General features: G+C 47.9%; 18 protein-coding genes. 15 read left to right on the top strand and 3 right to left on the bottom strand.

Annotated features, from left to right (window positions below):
* The first annotated feature begins 53 nt into the window (after positions 1-53).
* Positions 54-545 (top strand): LURP-one-related family protein, encoded by a 492-nt coding sequence (locus tag PUR_RS22915; protein WP_179037243.1) that lies wholly within the window; start codon positions 54-56, stop codon positions 543-545.
* 147 nt (positions 546-692) lie between these two features.
* On the opposite strand, the gene PUR_RS22910 is transcribed toward PUR_RS22915, so the two are convergent.
* From PUR_RS22910 to PUR_RS22900, 3 genes are all read right to left on the bottom strand, one after another.
* On the bottom strand, positions 693-1880 hold the full coding sequence (locus tag PUR_RS22910; RefSeq protein WP_179037242.1) for a pyridoxal phosphate-dependent aminotransferase: 1188 nt from the start codon (positions 1878-1880) through the stop codon (positions 693-695).
* 29 nt (positions 1881-1909) lie between these two features.
* The gene (locus PUR_RS22905) at positions 1910-2809 is read right to left on the bottom strand and encodes a radical SAM protein (protein WP_179037241.1); all 900 of its coding nucleotides are present in this window, start codon (positions 2807-2809) and stop codon (positions 1910-1912) included.
* An 89-nt stretch (positions 2810-2898) separates the two neighbouring features.
* Entirely contained in the window at positions 2899-4716 is a 1818-nt protein-coding gene (locus tag PUR_RS22900) for a LysM peptidoglycan-binding domain-containing protein (RefSeq protein ID WP_179037240.1), read from the bottom strand.
* 243 nt (positions 4717-4959) lie between these two features.
* On the opposite strand from PUR_RS22900, the gene PUR_RS22895 reads away from it, so the two are divergent.
* The 14 genes from PUR_RS22895 (at position 4960) to PUR_RS22835 (ending at position 17442) form a co-directional block, all read left to right on the top strand.
* Positions 4960-6117, top strand: coding sequence for an acyltransferase (locus PUR_RS22895; RefSeq protein ID WP_232101611.1), 1158 nt, complete (start codon positions 4960-4962; stop codon positions 6115-6117).
* Between the two features lie 498 nt (positions 6118-6615).
* Entirely contained in the window at positions 6616-7254 is a 639-nt protein-coding gene (locus tag PUR_RS22890) for a universal stress protein (RefSeq protein ID WP_179037238.1), read from the top strand.
* Positions 7255-7298: 44 nt separating this feature from the next.
* Entirely contained in the window at positions 7299-10154 is a 2856-nt protein-coding gene (locus tag PUR_RS22885) for a Na+/H+ antiporter subunit A (protein ID WP_179037237.1), read from the top strand.
* Between the two features lies 1 nt (position 10155).
* Positions 10156-10491, top strand: coding sequence for a Na(+)/H(+) antiporter subunit C (locus tag PUR_RS22880; RefSeq protein ID WP_179037236.1), 336 nt, complete (start codon positions 10156-10158; stop codon positions 10489-10491).
* Positions 10488-11963, top strand: coding sequence for a Na+/H+ antiporter subunit D (locus tag PUR_RS22875; protein WP_179037235.1), 1476 nt, complete (start codon positions 10488-10490; stop codon positions 11961-11963). Before PUR_RS22880 ends, PUR_RS22875 begins: the two co-directional genes overlap by 4 nt.
* A gap of 7 nt (positions 11964-11970) precedes the next feature.
* Positions 11971-12447 (top strand): Na+/H+ antiporter subunit E, encoded by a 477-nt coding sequence (locus PUR_RS22870; RefSeq protein WP_179037234.1) that lies wholly within the window; start codon positions 11971-11973, stop codon positions 12445-12447.
* Entirely contained in the window at positions 12447-12740 is a 294-nt protein-coding gene (locus PUR_RS22865; RefSeq protein ID WP_179037233.1) for a Na(+)/H(+) antiporter subunit F1, read from the top strand. Before PUR_RS22870 ends, PUR_RS22865 begins: the two co-directional genes overlap by 1 nt.
* Complete coding sequence (gene mnhG, locus PUR_RS22860; RefSeq protein ID WP_179038040.1) at positions 12724-13092, top strand: monovalent cation/H(+) antiporter subunit G; 369 nt, start codon at positions 12724-12726, stop codon at positions 13090-13092. Before PUR_RS22865 ends, mnhG begins: the two co-directional genes overlap by 17 nt.
* A gap of 26 nt (positions 13093-13118) precedes the next feature.
* On the top strand, positions 13119-14285 hold the full coding sequence (locus PUR_RS22855; protein WP_269474685.1) for a TrkH family potassium uptake protein: 1167 nt from the start codon (positions 13119-13121) through the stop codon (positions 14283-14285).
* Between the two features lie 28 nt (positions 14286-14313).
* Positions 14314-14478 carry a hypothetical protein gene (locus tag PUR_RS26335; RefSeq protein ID WP_269474684.1) on the top strand — a complete coding sequence of 55 codons (165 nt, stop codon included), beginning with the start codon at positions 14314-14316 and terminating at the stop codon, positions 14476-14478.
* A gap of 34 nt (positions 14479-14512) precedes the next feature.
* Positions 14513-15367 carry an ABC transporter ATP-binding protein gene (locus PUR_RS22850; RefSeq protein ID WP_179037232.1) on the top strand — a complete coding sequence of 285 codons (855 nt, stop codon included), beginning with the start codon at positions 14513-14515 and terminating at the stop codon, positions 15365-15367.
* A complete protein-coding gene (locus PUR_RS22845) occupies positions 15364-16077 on the top strand; it encodes a fluoroquinolone export ABC transporter permease subunit (RefSeq protein WP_179037231.1) in 714 nt (237 codons plus the stop codon). The genes PUR_RS22850 and PUR_RS22845 overlap by 4 nt, the downstream gene beginning before the upstream one ends.
* Positions 16074-16799: a hypothetical protein gene (locus PUR_RS22840; protein ID WP_179037230.1), complete on the top strand. Its 726-nt coding sequence runs from the start codon at positions 16074-16076 to the stop codon at positions 16797-16799. The genes PUR_RS22845 and PUR_RS22840 overlap by 4 nt, the downstream gene beginning before the upstream one ends.
* Before the next feature lie 166 nt (positions 16800-16965).
* Positions 16966-17442: a VOC family protein gene (locus tag PUR_RS22835; RefSeq protein ID WP_179037229.1), complete on the top strand. Its 477-nt coding sequence runs from the start codon at positions 16966-16968 to the stop codon at positions 17440-17442.
* The last annotated feature ends 101 nt before the right edge of the window (positions 17443-17543 follow it).

Genomic DNA, 17543 nt, shown 5'->3' with positions numbered 1-17543 from the left:
ATATGCGACCCCCAATCCCTTGTATCGTATTACTCCCAGGAGGCGATGGATAAATGGAGCTTTATTTTAGAGATAATTTTTTTAATGCGGGTTTAACGGAAATTCTTAATGAACAGGGAGAAAGTATCGGTCAGATCGACTTGAAAAGCGCTTTTGGCTCGGCGATCGATGTTTATGGGGACAATGGAGAGCTGCTGTACAAGGGAAGGTTCCCGTTTTTTTCAGGCAAATGGGAGGTTACGGATGCAGATGGGGGACAGTTAGGCGTTTTGCGAAGCCGATTTGCATGGTTCACGAAGAAATTCACATACGAAACCGAAGGGCGAGGAAGTTACGACATCACATCCCCGGCATTTTCCAAGGAATATGAAGTGTCCGATGAATCGAGGATTGTGGCCTATTTTAAACAAGTGAACGGTTGGTTTGCTTCAGACGCTTATGTTCTGAACAATCAGAGTGATTATTTGGATACTTATGAGCTTGTGGCGGTAATTATGGGCATGAATGAAATTCAGAAAAATGCTGAGGCCAATAGTGCAACTTAATCGCGATTGGGCAGAAGAGGGGAGCAGCCAACTTTTTTGAATAGGGACAGCAGATTGGAGAAAATAAAAGACCAGGAAATTGAATATCGCCTGATCTTGAATAACGTGTTTTAAGCTCCACCATCGGCAAGAGTAACGGCAAGTGCACTAACGGTGATTAGGTACTCTTCTCTCGCTCAATTTTTTCACAAACTTCTCGATTCGATCGAATCCTTCATTAATATTCTCCACTGAGGTAGCATAGGACAGTCTCACGTAACCTTCGCCCATAGCTCCAAAACAATCTCCAGGAGACAAAACGACATGCTGATCCTTTAGAAGCTCGATTGCAAATTCTTCTGAGGTTAGGCCGGTTTCTTTGATATTCATGAATATGTAAAATGCACCCTTCGGCATGAGGCAGGACAAGGTATCGATGCTGTTGATCCGGTCGACCATAATCTTTCTGCGCTGTTTATATTGCTCATTCATGTAGGTAAGAGCGTCTTGGGGTCCCGTCAGGGCTTCGATCGCTGCATATTGTGCCGGAGTGTTCACGCAGGACAACATAAATTCCTGGATTTTTTGCATTTGGGAGATGACATGCTCCGGACCTAGACAGAATCCAACTCTCCACCCGGTCATGGCGTAAGATTTAGATACGGAATCTACAATAATGGTTCTTTCTTTCATCCCGGGAATACGAGCGATATTGAAAAAAGCTTCTTCATCATATGTAAGATATTTATATACCTCATCAAAAATCACATATAGATCATTTTCTATTGCTATTCGTGCTATCATTTCTATCGTTTCACGATCCGCCACGGCACCCGTTGGATTCGATGGAGTGTTCAATAGGATGGCTTTGGATCTTGGGGTTAGCGCTTCTCTTAAACCTTTCTCCGTAAAGTTGAACCCTTCTTCTTCGTACACCGGTACCGTCACTGGAATGGCATGATTCATTTCGATCATTCCATAATAATTGGTATAACAAGGATCACTAACGATGACCTCATCACCGGGATTCGTGAGGACCAAAAGGGATAGGTAAAGCCCCTGCATACCCCCAACGGTAATCATAATTTCATCAAGTGGATTGTAACTAACTTTATCAAAATCTTTAAAATGCGTGCTCACAGCTTCACGTAGAGGAAGAATGCCGGAATTTGGTGTGTAATGAGTGTGGCCGTGATCCATGGCTTTTTTTGCAGCGTCAATAATATGCTGTGGAGTATCAAATTCAGGTTCGCCTATTACAAAACTAATCACATTGTCCAAACCTTGTGCCATATCGTACATTTTTCTGATTTTAGCCGGTTCAATGTTTGCAATTTTGGACGATAATTCTTTCATTAATAATCTCCTTCCGCTACCCTTAAAACTTATCTAGGTATTGAAACCCTACCTTCCACACCTTTTTTCAGGTGACCGTCTAAATATTCGCCCCCAATTGAGTTTAAGCCTTCTTTTAGAGCCGCAATCATTTCATCTTTTTTGTCTGGAAGCATTCCGTGAACGGGTATTATATTGGAGGTATGGAGACCGAAGAAATAGGTATAGTCCAGGTTCAGTCCTTTTAACGTTTCGATTTCCTCTTCAATATTTTGGCGCAAGGTATTTTCTATAAAAAGCCCTTCTTTTACTTCTTCATCAAGCGGGCTGCCGGGATCCACATGTAAAGTGGCAATAAAGATCAGCTTGGGTTTAACTTCATTTAGCAGTTTGCTGTTTGCTATTGCATTTTCATGTGATTTTCCGCTGCCGGCTCCTCCAATGATAATATTTACACTAAAGTCTATTCCGGCCTCGGTTAAACGCTGTAACTGCACTTTCGCTTCATCCACGGTAAACCCTTTATTAAAATGTTCCACAACCTCTGGCATACCGGATTCCAGGCCAATATTGAGGTCATTAATCTTTAAGGCTCTTAATTCTTTAAGCTCTTCATCTGATTTATTTCTTATGTTATTAACGGAGGCATACATCGCGATAGTCTCGACTTCAGGCAGGATTTCATTGATTTTAACAGCAATGGATTTAAGCCGGTCTGCACTCAGGGCAAAAGGGTCGGCATTGACTAAAAATATACGGTTTACTTTAGGATACACTCGTCTCGCTTCCCATAAATCTTGTTCAATTTGTTCCATCGTTTCGATTTGAAAAGGAACATCGCTATACATGGTGCAGAAGCTGCACTCATTATGGCTGCATCCTACAGTAACTTGCAGTAATAGTGAGTTCGCTTCAAATGGCGGACGGTATACGGGGCCGGTATATTTCATTTTCTCTTCTCCTTTGTACGTAGCGCTAATTTCTATAAGTTTACAATCATACGGCTGTTTGAGGTAGTACGTACTTTAAAGTGCGTATCTCAAAGAAACCGCAATCCGTTCACGATCGCTTGAATATGATCTTGATCCGCCCAGAGAATGAAGTACGGATACGTGCTGCCGTTAATCACAACAGGCTGCGGATATACGGCGATGAGCGCGGATTGCCGCCGAAGCTCAGGCGCTTGGTCCGGGGAAGGGAAGATGTAGCAGGCTTCCTGACCTTGCACTCGTCCCGGAACGATCCGAGGGGAAGAGCCATAGGGCATTAGCGGATGATACGCTTCGGAGCGGCACAACTCGGCGAACGGCAGATCGCTGGCCAAGGCGGAGATTTGGAAGAAACCGTCCGCGCCCTCGTACCGGGTCTCGCTCACCGCTCGCCAGGACGCGGGGTAGGGGAAGCTTACGCGATACACAGTGCTGCGGAACTGGGCGTAGTTATCTGCTGGAATAGATCCGTAGGACCATTGTACGGAGGAGATGGCTCCGGTCCCGGAAATGACGCGAATCGGTGCGGGATGACGGATATCGACGATCCAAATCTCGCTGGAGAGTCCCGCTCCCCGGCAGCCCGACAAGTAGGCGATGGCTTCACTGCCTGGGGACCAGGTGACGGGAGTGGCAAAACAATCGGAGACGGCCAGAATTTGCTGGCCCCCGCCTTGCGGACGCTCGGTTTGGATGGTGGAGAAGTAGCCTTTGCGTTCGGCGAAATCAGTTGCGCTGTAGGCGATGGCGGCGCTGTTTGGGGCCCAGGCCGGGAAATAATTTTTTGCTATTGGCCCTCCTGTGAGCTCGGATATGTTCCCTGTATTGATTTCAACGACATAGATGATGGAAATGCTTGCGCCGGGAGAGGTGAAAAGGGCATAGGAGCCGTTCGGGGAGAGCTCTACATCGTTCTTAGGGCTGAACGTATCATGCGTAATTTGGCGCTGGCCGGTACCGTCGACGCGAATCTCATACAACTGATCAGTTCCGGTGTTATCCGGAGCCGCAAACAACAGCTTATCGCCGGAGGGAAACCACTGCACATGCTTGGCGCCGGTTACGGACAGCGTTCTGCCGAAGAAAGTGGCCAGTTCATAGAGCACGATCCGGTTCTGCTTCGTATAAGCGATCTGCTTGCTGTCCGGGGACCAAGAGAGGGTGGTATAGGGCTCAAGCTGATCAATCTGCATCAAGGTTCCCTGCAGCACGTCGAGGATGAAGAGGACCCCTTGTTTTCCGATAAAAGCAATCCGGCGATTGTCCGGCGACCAATAGGGCACGGAATGGGCATCCGCCTGCTGACTTCCAACCGCTGTCGTTCGGCCGCTCCGCGGATCGTACAGCCAGAGATCGTAGGCGCCGCCAGCGTTCGAAACAAAGGCCAGCCGGCCGGCTCCGCCCGGAGGAGCGTAAGGTATGATAAGGTGCATGCCCGCGATGATCAAGTCGGAAGGCAGCCGGTTCGCTTGGCGGATCAGATCCGGTCTTCGGACGCCGCTAGTCGTGACGTTGTATCTGCCGGCAAGTCCATATAATGTATCCCCGGGCTGCACCACATAATAGGGGACACCCGGCGGGATTATGAGTATTTGATCGATATAGATCGTGTATGGCGGACTTAGCCGGTTGGCTTCGATAATAACGGCAATAGGCACGCCGTAAGCTTGGGCAAGGGAGTAGATGGAGTCTCCGGATTTAACCTGAACGGTTGTCACGCCGGACGGAACCGAGAGCTGCTGGCCGGGGTAGATGATATAGGGAGACGGGAGATTGTTCGCTGCGATGAGCGCAGTGACAGGGATTTCCCACCTCTTGGCGATTGCCGACACGGAATCACCGGGTCTCACGGTATAGAATGTCTGCATACGGCTGGCCTCCTCCTTAAATCTTCTGATACCCAGTGTATTCAGCAGAGGAATGATGCAGAAGAAATTAGCTGCTGCTGTGACCCTTAACATACTGTTCCTTTTCACGCATCCCTACATAGAGTTATTTAAAGACAGCTAAAAGGAGAATGCTAACACAAAGATGCCATTGATATAATGGAGGAAAGCAGCCTGCCGGAGCGGACAGGCCGTAAACTTTGTGGAAGCCGAGGTGAGGAGCGGATGGCGTCTGGAGCATCTTTCAAACCTGTTCAAACGGCCCAACTTGAAGACATCCCCCAAATCAGGACCCGGGAGCGGCTGGTTTATTTGGATCTGATCAAAACGGTGGCCATTTATCTGGTTTGTTTTTATCATTTCAATAATCTTCCTACCGATATCCTGAGCAACCCTTCATTTTTCAACTATTTAAATTATGGAATAGAAGGCTTGGCCAGTGCCGGGGTTCCGCTGTTCTTTATGGTAAACGGTGCCCTGATGCTGAACAGGAGCTATAATCTCCGCAAGCATGTACGAAAAATCATCGCGATCTGCATTCTTACGGTCGTTTGGGGCATTCTCACCCTGGCCATTCTAATTCCGATTAAAGGCGACAGCTATACAGCAATACAATTTGCCAAAGCCTTGGTGGAATGGAAGCAATTTAGAATATTCCATTTATGGTTCCTGCAGACGCTCGTCTGTCTGTATATCCTGTTTCCCTTGATCAAAGAGGTATATGACAAAAAAGATAAGGGGCCGCTGTACTTTTTCTTCGGTATGGCTTTTCTGCTCACTTTCGGGAACGTTCTCCTCAGCAATATCGTCAATGCAGCCGAATGGGTAATGAAGGTCAATTATTTGGAGAAGAACTATAACTTTTTCAATAAGTTCAATGTATTCAACGGCTTTTATGCCTTTTCGATCGTATACTTTATCTTAGGCGGTTGGCTTCAGTTCAAGCTGCAAAAGAACCGTTTCCGCAGGCCGGGCATTCCGGTGTTAACGGGGATGATCCTGTCCGCATCGATTGCGCTGCTCGTATATGGGCTAATCATGAGTTTGTCGAACGGGGAAGTGTTCGATACGGTTTTTGACGGATACGATACCATGATGACGCTTATCGTTACCGCAGGTCTTTTTATATTGTCCTCCCGCTATAATCAGGGCAAATATCCCCGGCTGTCGCAGGGAATTAAAGTTATCGGCTCGAATACGCTGGGAATTTATTTCATTCATGTGATTGTCGGCTGGTCTACGCTGCCTTATTATAAACTGCTGCCGTTTAGTATGAATTTGCTTGCTAACCTTATGTATGGCGTGGCCGTCCTGTTTCTTTCTCTTCTGATTGTAGTGCTGCTGAAAAAGGTTCCTGTCGTGAAGCTGTTATTTCGGCTGTGACACACAGCCGGCGGCATTGGCAGGATCAACTTGAGCATGAATGGATTCGGACGCTTACTCGGAAAGCGGGCGAGGATCTAAAATCGTCTTGCGAACAATCCGTACATATTCACGCGGAAGAAAGGGCATGTTGATAGGAGCGGGTTCAGCGTAAGCTGCGGAGCGGGATCTATAGTTTTCTTGTGCAGTGCCTGAAGTAAGGCCTTGTATCCTTAACGCATTCATGGTTTGTTCAAGCCTCCATCCCAGCGCAAGCAAGAGGATAAAGAAGCAAGAGCATATCGTAACTTTGCGTATGAACATGGAAATCACTCCTTTGTACGAAGGATTCCCTGTTAGAAGATCGGGCATACGGTTATTTTCTCGGGTATCTCTTTACAACCCCCTCAGCGATCGATATAATTTAAATTAATTGTATACTTGTTTATCCGGAGGAGCCTGCCAACAGCGGGCTCTTTTTGCGTTTTTTCTGGAAAATAGAAGCAGGAGGCATAGAAAGTGACTATACAACAGAACAATGAAAGCATTATGGTTTGTGTTCATTACGGCCCACATGGACAGCGTTTGATTCAAAGAGGAAGCGAGTTATCCCTGTTGCTTGGAGCCCCTTTTACCGTACTTACGGTGGATTCATCCAAGGGAAATGAGTACAACATGGATAAGGAACAATACCTATCGGCATGGGAGAAGCTGACCAGGGAGGTCGGCGGAGAATTTCTGATCCGTAAATGCCCTGGAAGAAAGACGGCTGATGTGATTGTGGAAACGGCCCGGGAGAGAGGAATCACACAAATCATTATTGGACAATCCGGCCAGACCTTGTGGCAGGAGATTACCCGCGGCAGCTTTGTTAACGAATTGATTGAGCAGCTTGGTGCTATTGACCTTCATATCGTAGCCGTTCAGCGCTATCCCGATATGTTGGAGGAAACCCATGAGGCGGGGGTTCCCGCATATCTGGTGAAGCAGGGGGGGAGCTATGTGCTTAGTGACCTGGATGAAGGGATGGAGACGATAAAGGGTATATTTTTCCGTGAATTACACACTGATTTTAATAACGGGCTGTTCAAAATTGTAACGAATGGCGAAACGCAGTATTTACGAATTGTGCAAAGTGAATGGATAAAGCCCAATTAGTATCCGGTAAACCAAAAAAATCTGTATAGGGGGAGTGCTCGTCTGTGCTGCATGTTGCCATTTTGATTCCATTTCTGCTTGCTGCCTTGATTCCATTTACCAAGCGTCTATCGCGCTTTCATGCGGGCTGGATGGTTCTTCCTGTCCCGGCTGCTCTATTCTTGTATTTTCTGTCGAGGATTTCTGACATTCAGGCAGGAAATAACACGCTGCAGACCATGCGCTGGATGCCCTCGCTGGGTATTGATCTTACGCTATATCTGGATGGTCTCAGTCTTTTATTTGCCTTGCTGATTACCGGTATCGGTTCTCTTGTGATCTTGTATTCTATTTATTATCTAAACAAACGAACGGAAGCGATCCGCCACTTCTACACCTATCTGCTCATGTTTATGGGAGCAATGCTTGGTGTCGTTTTGTCGGATAATCTAATGGTGTTCTACGGATTTTGGGAGTTAACCAGCATTACGTCTTTTCTTCTGATCGCCTTTTGGCACCGCCGGGAAAGATCCCGTTACGGCGCGCTGAAGTCAATGCTTATCACCGTCTTTGGCGGGCTGGGCATGTTCGCCGGGTTTAATTTGCTCTATGTGATGAGCGGAACGTACAGTATTCGCGAGATTATCGGCCAGGTTCATATTCTGGTCCAGGAGCCGCTGTTTATTCCGGCGATGCTGCTGATTTTACTGGGAGCCTTTACGAAATCGGCTCAATTCCCGTTTCATATCTGGCTGCCTGATGCGATGGAGGCGCCGACTCCGGTCAGTGCGTATCTGCATTCGGCCACGATGGTTAAGGCGGGGCTGTATCTGGTTGCGCGGCTTAGCCCGATTTTCGCCGGACAGTCCCTGTGGTTGTGGCTTGTCGCACTCTCGGGCCTAACAACACTCTTATATGGATCGTTTAAAGCGATTAAACAAACCGATCTGAAGGCTATGCTTGCTTATTCCACCGTCAGCCAGCTCGGACTGATCATGTGCCTTCTTGGACTCGGTTCCGCGTCTTCGCTTGCTTCCGGCGCAGGGGAATCACTGCTTTACGCTTCGGCGACCGCAGCAGCTATTTTTCATCTGATCAACCATGCTGTGTTTAAAGGATCTCTGTTTATGGTTGTAGGTATTGTCGACCATGAAACGAATACAAGAGATCTGCGCAAGCTTGGCGGATTAATGTCCCTGATGCCAATCACGTTTTCCGTAGCGGTGATCGGGGCGTTCTCCATGGCGGGATTGCCTCCATTCAGCGGATTCTTAAGCAAAGAAATGTTCTTTACAGCCGTATTAAACATACGGGAGTTCGATATCCAGAATGGTCAGTCGTGGATGACCCTGTTTCCAGCCGTTGCCTGGGTCGCGAGCATCTTCACCTTTGTTTACAGCATGATCCTGGTCTTTAAGACATTTACCGGAAAGCTTAAGGAAGACCAATTGGATAAAATACCGCATGAAGCGCCGCTTGGCCTGCTGATTTCCCCGGTGGTTCTGGTTTCATTGGCTGTGGTATTCGGCTTCTTTCCAGGCCTGCTGTCTTATTCGTTAATCGAACCGGCCATGGCCGCCGTCCATAACGGATTACTTAAGCCTGAGGAAACGTTCAGCGTCTCGATCCATTTCTGGCACGGCTGGACACCGGAGGTCTTCATGACGCTGGGCGTAATTGCCGCAGGCACGCTGCTGTTCAGAGGTTACAGTCAACTACGGATGCTGGACCGTGAATGGCACGCGCGGAATTTGCTGAACCGTATGTATGACGGTTCACTTCGATTGCTGGAGGGCGGGTCACGCCGCTTCACTGATCTGTATATGACCGGCTCAGGCCGGCACTATCTGCTCTATATCTTCAGCTTTTTCATCATTGTCTTGGGGAGTGTTATGCTCGGCGCAAAGGGCATAACACTTGGCATGAAGCATTATGCTCCGATGTCCTTCTATGAAATGGCCGTCGTTGCTGTTATGGTTCTGGCGGCGGTTGCTGTACCTTTTGCCAGATCAAGGGTCAATGCGGTTCTGTTCACCGGTGCTGTCGGCTACATGGTGACGCTGCTGTTCGTCATCTTCCGCGCGCCGGATCTCGCTTTAACGCAGATGATTGTGGAGACTGTTTCAGTCATTCTATTCCTTCTTTGTTTCAGGCATCTTCCGAAGTTAAGCAAGATGAAAAGCCCGATGCGCTTTCAATTGCCGAATCTCATCATTGCCGCCGGCGTCGGCATTACAATGACCTTTATCGCGCTGGCAGCTATGGGAAGCAGTCCGTTTGCTCCCATCTCGGAGTTCTTTCTTAAAGAAAGCTATACCCTGGCAGGAGGCAAGAATGTGGTCAACGTTATTCTGGTTGACTTCCGGGGCTTCGATACCTTATTCGAAATCATGGTGCTTGGCATTGCATCCCTCGGGATCTATGGCCTGATCAACGTTGGAAGGGAGCCCGGAAATTCGGCCGGAGTCAGAGCCAACCCGGGAAGACCGGCTTATCCTGTCAGGAGCAATGATGTTATCCTGCAAACGATGTCCAAGGTCATCGTGATCATCATTATCACCTTTTCTATTTATCTGTTCTTTGCCGGACATAATAATCCCGGAGGAGGCTTTATCGCTGCGCTTATGGCTTCGGCCGCTCTTATTCTGCTCGCCATCGCCTTCGGGATGGATACAGTCCGTAAGGCGCTTCCAGTGAACTACCGGATGGTAACGGCGGCGGGGCTGTTCATTGCCATTCTTACCGCAGCGGGATCGTTCGCTTTCGGAGTCCCTTTTCTAAGTCATTCCTTTGGCCATTTCCATTTGCCGATTATGGGCGACACCGAGCTGGCTACAGCCGTGCTGTTTGATCTTGGCGTTTATCTGGCTGTGCTCGGGGTGACCATGAGCATTATTTTTACAATAGGAGGGGATGAGTGAAATGGAATGGATGATGGCCGTGGCGATCGGGATTTTATTTATGATTGGAGTATATCTGATTCTGTCAAAGAGTCTTCTGCGGATTATATTGGGTACTTCCTTGCTTACCCATGGTGTCCATCTGCTTCTCATGACGATGGCCGGACTTAAGACAGGCGCAGCGCCGGTGCTGGGCGATAAAGCGGAATCCTATGTTGATCCCTTGCCGCAGGCGTTGATTCTAACCTCGATCGTAATCAGCTTTGGAGTTACCGCCTTTTTCCTCGTCCTTGCTTACCGGGCGCACCAAACGTTGGGAACGGATGATATGGACAGCATAAAGGGGGATGAATCATGAGCAACCTGTTGGTATTTCCGATTTTAATCCCTCTGTGCACCGCTGTTTTATTGATTATCCTGAAGGAGAAGGTTCTGCTTCAGCGTATCATCAGTACAGTAAGCGCCCTGTTCAATATCGCGGTTGCAATCGTTCTGGTTTCCCGCGTTCATGCGGACGGAATTCAAACCCTGCATATGGGAGGCTGGGCGCCGCCGTACGGCATTGTTTTTGTGGGGGATATGTTTGCCGCTCTGCTTGTGCTGACTGCGGCGGTGACAAGCTTCGGGATTCTTCTCTATTCCTTCGGCAGAATTGAGACCGAGAGGGAGAAGGCTTATTACTACGTCCTCTTCCATTTTCTGCTTGTTGGCGTATACGGCTCTTTTCTTACAGGGGATATTTTTAATCTGTTTGTCTTTTTTGAGGTCTTGCTAATATCGTCGTATGCTTTGATCTCCCTTGGCGGAACGAGGCTTCAGCTTCGGGAGTCTTTGAAATATCTTCTGATTAACATCGTATCGTCTACACTCTTCGTAGCGGCTGTGGCTTACCTGTACGCTGCAACCGGCACACTCAATATGGCTCATTTGTCACAGCGTGTTGCCGAGGCGGGACAAGGCGGTGTACTGGGTGTGATTGCTGTTCTATTCCTGATTGTATTCTCTTTAAAGGCCGGCTTGTTCCTGTTCTTCTGGCTGCCGGGATCATACAGTGCGCCGCCGTCGGCCGTAAGATCGTTGTTCGGGGCGCTCCTGACAAAAGTGGGGCTCTATGCGGTTCTTCGGACGTTTACACTGATATTTATTCAAGATCCGGGAGTAACGCATATGTGGATTGCCTGGATGGCAGCGGCTGCCATGATTCTGGGCGGACTGGGAGCGGTCGCTTATAACGATATTCCGCGTATTCTTAACTACAACGTGATTATCAGTGTGGGCTTTGTGGCTTTCGGCCTTGCAGCGGCTAACGGGGATGCGCTGAACGGAGCGGTCTTCTATCTGCTTCACGATATGCTGTCCAAGGGATTATTGTTTATACTCGGAGGGATGATGATCACAATAGGGGGGACGGGTCGGTTGAAAGACATGGGGGGTCTGATCAAGCGGTACCCCCTGATCGGCTGGATGTTCTTTGTGCTGGCGCTGGCGATTGTGGGGATTCCGCCTTTCAGCGGCTTTGCTGGTAAAGTTCTGCTTATCCGCGGCGGGCTTGATGCCGGCATGCTCACACTATCTCTGATCGGTCTTGGGTCCAGCTTTCTGGTCTTGTACTCGTTAATCAAAATATTCAGACTGGCTTTTTGGGGAGACGAGCCCGAGGGAGAGCGTTCAAGGGTTAATCTGAAGGGCGCGGCCGCCATCTCGGCGGCACTGCTCGTTCTGGTCATCGTGATGGGCACTCAGGCGGAATGGGTCTATTCCTATGTGTCGAAGGCCGGCGACGTGCTGATCCATCCCGAGCTTTACATCGAAGCCGTAATGAAGGAGTAGATTGAAGATGGCCTTGCAATTTGTACTCAACCTGATGATTGCCTTCCTGTGGATGCTGCTTAATAATGATTGGTCTGGTTCCCGTTTCACGATGGGATTGCTGCTGGGCGCTGCCGTACTGCTGCTGCTGCGGAGGTTTTGGTTCGAACCCTTCTACCTTAAGCGGGTGTGGGCCATTCTGAAATTGCTCCTGCTGTTCATGCGGGAGTTAACCGTATCCAGCTTTACGGTCATGAGGCATATTCTTCGTCCGAAGCTGACCATTCGTCCTGGAATCTTTGCATATCAGACCAGCCTTGCATCGGATTGGGAGATCACCCTTCTCTCATGCCTGATTTGTCTGACACCGGGAACGCTGACCCTCGAAGTATCCGGGAGCGGGCAGACCCTCTATATCCATGCAATGGATATAGAGGACGCGGACCTGCTCTCCGAGCAAATTAGAGGCACATTTGAAAAAGCGATCAGGGAGGTGACGCGGTAATGGTTTCAGCCCTTCTGACGGCTGCGCTGGTCATTCTCTCATTAGCCATATTAGCCTGCACATACCGCTTGATCAAAGGCCCGACCCGTCCCGACCGGATTGCCGCACTCGACACGATAGGCATTAATCTTCTTGCTATGATTGCGGTAATAGGCATGCTGCTGAGGACACAGGATTTTATCGAGATTATTCTTGTCATAGGCATTCTGGCATTTATAGGAACAACGGCTTTGGCCAGATATATCGAAAGAGGTGTTGTGATTGAACGCGGAGATGATGAACATGGCCGGTGAACTGCTTATCGCCGTTCTGGTGCTGTTTGGCGCTCTGTTCTGCGGGCTAAGCGCGTTTGGATTGGTCCGTCTGCCGGATGTATATTTACGCTCGCACGCGGCAACCAAGAGTGCGACCCTCGGCGTGCTTTGTGTTCTGGCGGGGGCCTTTCTTTACATGATGTTCTATGTGGAGGTTGTCAGCTTCAAGCTGCTTATCGCCATTGTGTTTGTCTTCATCACATCACCGGTAGCAGGACATTTAAACGGGAGAGCCGCCTACCGTTCGGGTGTTAAGCTATGGGAGAACAGTATTCAGGATGATATGAAGCCGGTATTGGAGCGAAACAAAGGAATGCAATCCAAAAATTGAATGTGAAATCTACAGGAGCTATGGATATGTTGTTAAAAGGTTTGCCGCCATTTTTCAGAAATTTCACCTTGACTTCCTCAAGGATTATTCTGCTGGGTTTTGCTATTCCAATATTTTTAGGTGCTTTATTACTTGCTTTGCCGATATCATCTTCAACGGGGAATAGTGTGGGTTGGCTGAACGCATGGTTTACCTCGACTTCAGCCGTATGCGTAACTGGATTGATTGTTCTCGATACGGGTACGGCCTTCTCTAACTTTGGACAAATCGCTATCTTATGTTTAATTCAAATTGGCGGATTGGGATTTATGACATTTGGTGTGCTAATCGCAGTTGTGATGGGGAGAAGGATTGGATTAAAAGAGCGCCTGCTCATCCAGGAATCTGCGAACTCAGTTACTACGCAAGGGGTTGTCCGTTTATCACTTAGCATCTTCCTTATTGCTTTTATTGTTGAGACTCTTGGAGCCGCATTGTTAACCATTCGATGGGCAGATGAACTAGGACTGACAAGGGCGATCTACTACGGGATATTTCATGCTGTTTCAGCATTTAATAATGCGGGATTTGCGTTGTGGCCCGATAGCTTGAGCCGCTATGTTGGAGATCCATTAATTAACCTGGTAATCTCTTCTCTATTTATCATCGGGGGCATCGGGTTTACTGTGATTCTGGATCTTTACCGAAAGAGACGGTGGAGAGACCTTGCCTTTCATTCAAAAGTAGTTGTAATTACATCCGGACTCCTTTGTTTAGTTAGCTTTCTGGTAATATTCGTAATTGAACTCTTTAATACCAGAACGTTTGGCGGGCTATCGTGGACCGAACGACTCTGGGCCGGATATTTTCAGGGTGTAGTTACTCGGACGGCCGGATTCAATTCGATTGACATTGCCGGTATGATGCCGGCTTCCCAGTTTTTCATGATTTTTTTAATGTTTATCGGTGCATCCTCCGGGTCGACGGGTGGAGGCATCAAAACAAGTACCTTCGCTGTACTGGTTTTAAGCATTATGGCAACAGTGAAGGGGAACGAAGATGTGCAGCTTTTAAAAAAACGCATATCTCAAAAAATGATTTTCAGAGCGCTGACAGTTATGACTATTTCTGTGGGAGTAGTAATTGGAGCTGCATTTCTCCTAACGATTACAGAATATCGACTGCATAGAGACTTTTTAGTGGCTGCTATTTGAAGCAACATCCGCATTCGGAACGGTAGGGATGTCTATGGGCTTAACCCCTGAACTTTCACCCTTGGGTAAATTGGTCATTATTATTACCATGTTCATTGGCAGACTTGGCCCATTAACCTTGGCTTTTGCGCTGGCACAGCGAAATAAGAAGCAAAAATATCGCTATCCGGAAGAAAAACTGCTAATTGGTTAAGGATTTTCATCCCAAATGATATGGGGGAGATGTCATGATTCAGGTAGAGGACCTTTATTATACCTATCCCGGCCAGCAGGAGCCTGCACTTTGCGGACTTGACTTCACGATACCGCAAGGGGAAGTATTTGGATTTCTGGGTCCATCAGGGGCGGGCAAAAGCACAACGCAAAAGATATTAATTGGAGTCTTAAAAAATTATCTGGGCAGTGTTAGGGTTATGGGCACAGAAATAAGGAATACCGGGCCGGAATATTTCGAGCAAATTGGAGTAGCCTTCGAATTTCCGAATTTCTATTCGAAATTTACGGCAATGGAAAACCTGAAGCTTTTTCGGTCACTCTATGCTGGACGAACAGAGGAACCGATGTGTCTTTTGGAGCAGGTCGATCTGGCGGATGCCACCAACATGAAGGTTTCCCAGCTGTCGAAGGGGATGAAGATGAGGTTGAATTTCTGCAGAGCACTCCTGAATGACCCCAGTATCCTCTTTTTGGACGAACCGACTTCCGGGCTTGATCCCGTCAATGCGAAGCGGATGAAGGATCTGATCCTGGAAAAGAAAGCAAATGGGAAAACGGTAATCATAACCACGCATAACATGCAAGCCGCGGAGGAACTCTGCGACCGGGTCGCTTTTATTGTAGACGGTCAGATCAAGCTGATTGATTCTCCTCGTGAACTTAAGCTTCTAAAAGGAAACAAGCGTGTGCGGATAGAGTATCGCCATCTGAACGGGATAAGTCATGTGGAATATCCTCTGGACAGTATAGGAGAGAATGAGCAATTTTTGCGGCTTATCCGGGAGTATCCCATAGAAACGATTCATTCAATGGAAGCTTCGCTGGAACAAATATTCATTGAGGTTACCGGGAGGAAGCTGACATGAGATTCAGGGCTGCATTTGCCTTTGATATCCGCTTTCAATGGCGCCATGGCTTCTACTGGGTCTATATCGTTGTCTGTGCGTTCTATTTGGTGCTGCTGCACTTTATTCCTGATGGATACAGGGAGAATGTAATCGTATTGTTAACGTTTAGCGACCCTGGTGCACTCGGTCTTATTCTGGCAGGAGGGATTGTGCTGCTGGAGAAGGATCAGGGTATCCATGATCCTTTATTTGTCACACCCATTCGTGTCAGGGAATATTTGCTCTCAAAAGCAGGTTCATTATCCGTGTTGTCTTTGTTGGCAGCTTGGGGTATACACGTGGCAGCAAGCGGAATTCCGGAATCTCCGTTGGCATTCTCTGCTGGAATCGTCTTGACATCGTCCTTTATGACGCTTCTGTCAATTGGAGTAGTGGCTCGCTGTCAAACCATTAACAGCTTCCTTCTGCTTTCTCAGGCTTATGCGCTGCCGTTTGTGCTTCCGCTGCTTGGTTATTTGAAAATATGGAACTCCAAGCTCTTTCTGGCGCTGCCGACCGAAGGGACGCTAAGATTACTGAATGGGGCATTTTCAGCTATATCGATCATCGATTATTTGTATTCCATATGGATACTGCTAAGTTGGAATGTTGTAATCTTTATATGGGCAAAGCGGTCCTGTGAACACCATGTTCTGATGAGCGTGGGTAGGGGAGGGGCGGGGGAATGAATAAATACCGGTCACTTCTTATCCATGATATTCGCCATGCCGGTCTGGACCCCGTACTAATGGCAGGATTCTTTGCTCCCATGGCTCTTCTTGTTGTTTCGCGATATTTATTCCCGATTGTCGCAGTTTGGCTAATGAGCAGGTATTCGCTTGATATATATAAGTACAGCAGCTTTACCGCTATTTTCTTAGCGTCGACCATTCCAATGCTGACCGGCATGATGACCGGGCTGCTAATGCTTGATGAGCGAGACGAAAATGTCATTTCCTATTATGCAGTTACGCCGCTGATGCGCAGAGGCTACATGCTGTACAGGTTAATTTTACCATCTGTGCTCTGTATCTTACTTTCATCCTCCTATCTGATCTTCTCGGGACTATCTGAAATTCATTTGGGAATGATCTTCATACTCCTGTTACTAGCCATTGAAGCGTCTTGCTTCGCCTTGTTCCTTGCTGCTTTTGCGGCCAATAAGGTGGAAGGCTTGGCTTTAGCCAAGATAGGCGGATTACTTATAGCAGGGCCTGCGGCAGCTTATTTCGTACCAGGTGCATGGCAGCTTCTGGGAGCATGGATTCCTACGTATTGGCCGGCTGAAGCGTTTTTTGCTATAGAAGAAGGCAGACCTTATACTGCTATTGCGGATTTTGGCGTTGGGCTTATACTTCATTTGGCGCTTCTGTATGTTATGGTCAAAATATTTATTAAAAGGGTGGATTAAACAGGATTCTTGCCTGTTCATTTTAAAGATCTATGGAGCCGCCGTGCTGATTCTTTCCCTATGGATTGTACTGCTGCTGAAAAAGATTCCTGTCATGAAGCTGTTATTCCGGCTATAATGAGAATGGATTCTCAATCTTAGCGTCATTTGAAAGGAGAAAAAGATCTTGAACGAACAAACGGCAGAGGCAAATCCAATGCGAAGCGAGAGTGCCCGGCGGAAAGAGGGTTTTGGACTTACATTTCAAGTTCGTTTAGTTTCGGATCTAGCAAAGTCACAGGAATATTACCGTGATATTCTCGGGTGTAAGGTTGATGAATGGGGGCATGCCGAGCGCGGCGGAATGATCGTTATTTTGCAGCAGGCGGCTTCCCCTGAGGATGTTCGGCCGAACGCCCCCTCCCAAAAGCGTCCGGATTATCCGACCGAATGGGAAGGCCCCGATTATGGATGGGACACTTTTATCCATGTAAATTGGAATGAGCTGGAGCTTTTGGTTGAAGAGGTGCGCCTAAATGGCGGCAATATTGCCATCGAGCCTTTTTTGGGCACACACGGCAATTGGGAATTCAAGAACGCATATATTAAAGACCCTGATGGATACACCCTGGTGCTGGGTGCGATGCGTGAAAGTTTGAGATAAAAATGTAACCGCTGTATTTGCTCTGTAATGGACGATTTGGCAAGCAGCCAGCGACTAAAATACAAACAGCAAGCTTCCGGTATACGGAGGCTTGCTGTTTT

Source organism: Paenibacillus sp. URB8-2, assembly GCF_013393385.1.
Taxonomy (GTDB): Bacteria; Bacillota; Bacilli; order Paenibacillales; family Paenibacillaceae; genus Paenibacillus_AQ.
This window is presented reverse-complemented; position numbering and strand designations above follow the sequence as displayed.

Coding starts and splice junctions, on each gene's coding strand:
- PUR_RS22915 (WP_179037243.1), top strand. CDS start 54: ATGGAGCTTTATTTTAGAGATAATTTTTTTAATGCGGGTTTAACGGAA.
- PUR_RS22910 (WP_179037242.1), bottom strand. CDS start 1,880: ATGAAAGAATTATCGTCCAAAATTGCAAACATTGAACCGGCTAAAATC.
- PUR_RS22905 (WP_179037241.1), bottom strand. CDS start 2,809: ATGAAATATACCGGCCCCGTATACCGTCCGCCATTTGAAGCGAACTCA.
- PUR_RS22900 (WP_179037240.1), bottom strand. CDS start 4,716: ATGCAGACATTCTATACCGTGAGACCCGGTGATTCCGTGTCGGCAATC.
- PUR_RS22895 (WP_232101611.1), top strand. CDS start 4,960: ATGGCGTCTGGAGCATCTTTCAAACCTGTTCAAACGGCCCAACTTGAA.
- PUR_RS22880 (WP_179037236.1), top strand. CDS start 10,156: ATGGAATGGATGATGGCCGTGGCGATCGGGATTTTATTTATGATTGGA.
- PUR_RS22875 (WP_179037235.1), top strand. CDS start 10,488: ATGAGCAACCTGTTGGTATTTCCGATTTTAATCCCTCTGTGCACCGCT.
- PUR_RS22870 (WP_179037234.1), top strand. CDS start 11,971: ATGGCCTTGCAATTTGTACTCAACCTGATGATTGCCTTCCTGTGGATG.
- PUR_RS22865 (WP_179037233.1), top strand. CDS start 12,447: ATGGTTTCAGCCCTTCTGACGGCTGCGCTGGTCATTCTCTCATTAGCC.
- mnhG (WP_179038040.1), top strand. CDS start 12,724: ATGAACATGGCCGGTGAACTGCTTATCGCCGTTCTGGTGCTGTTTGGC.
- PUR_RS22855 (WP_269474685.1), top strand. CDS start 13,119: ATGTTGTTAAAAGGTTTGCCGCCATTTTTCAGAAATTTCACCTTGACT.
- PUR_RS26335 (WP_269474684.1), top strand. CDS start 14,314: ATGTCTATGGGCTTAACCCCTGAACTTTCACCCTTGGGTAAATTGGTC.
- PUR_RS22850 (WP_179037232.1), top strand. CDS start 14,513: ATGATTCAGGTAGAGGACCTTTATTATACCTATCCCGGCCAGCAGGAG.
- PUR_RS22845 (WP_179037231.1), top strand. CDS start 15,364: ATGAGATTCAGGGCTGCATTTGCCTTTGATATCCGCTTTCAATGGCGC.
- PUR_RS22840 (WP_179037230.1), top strand. CDS start 16,074: ATGAATAAATACCGGTCACTTCTTATCCATGATATTCGCCATGCCGGT.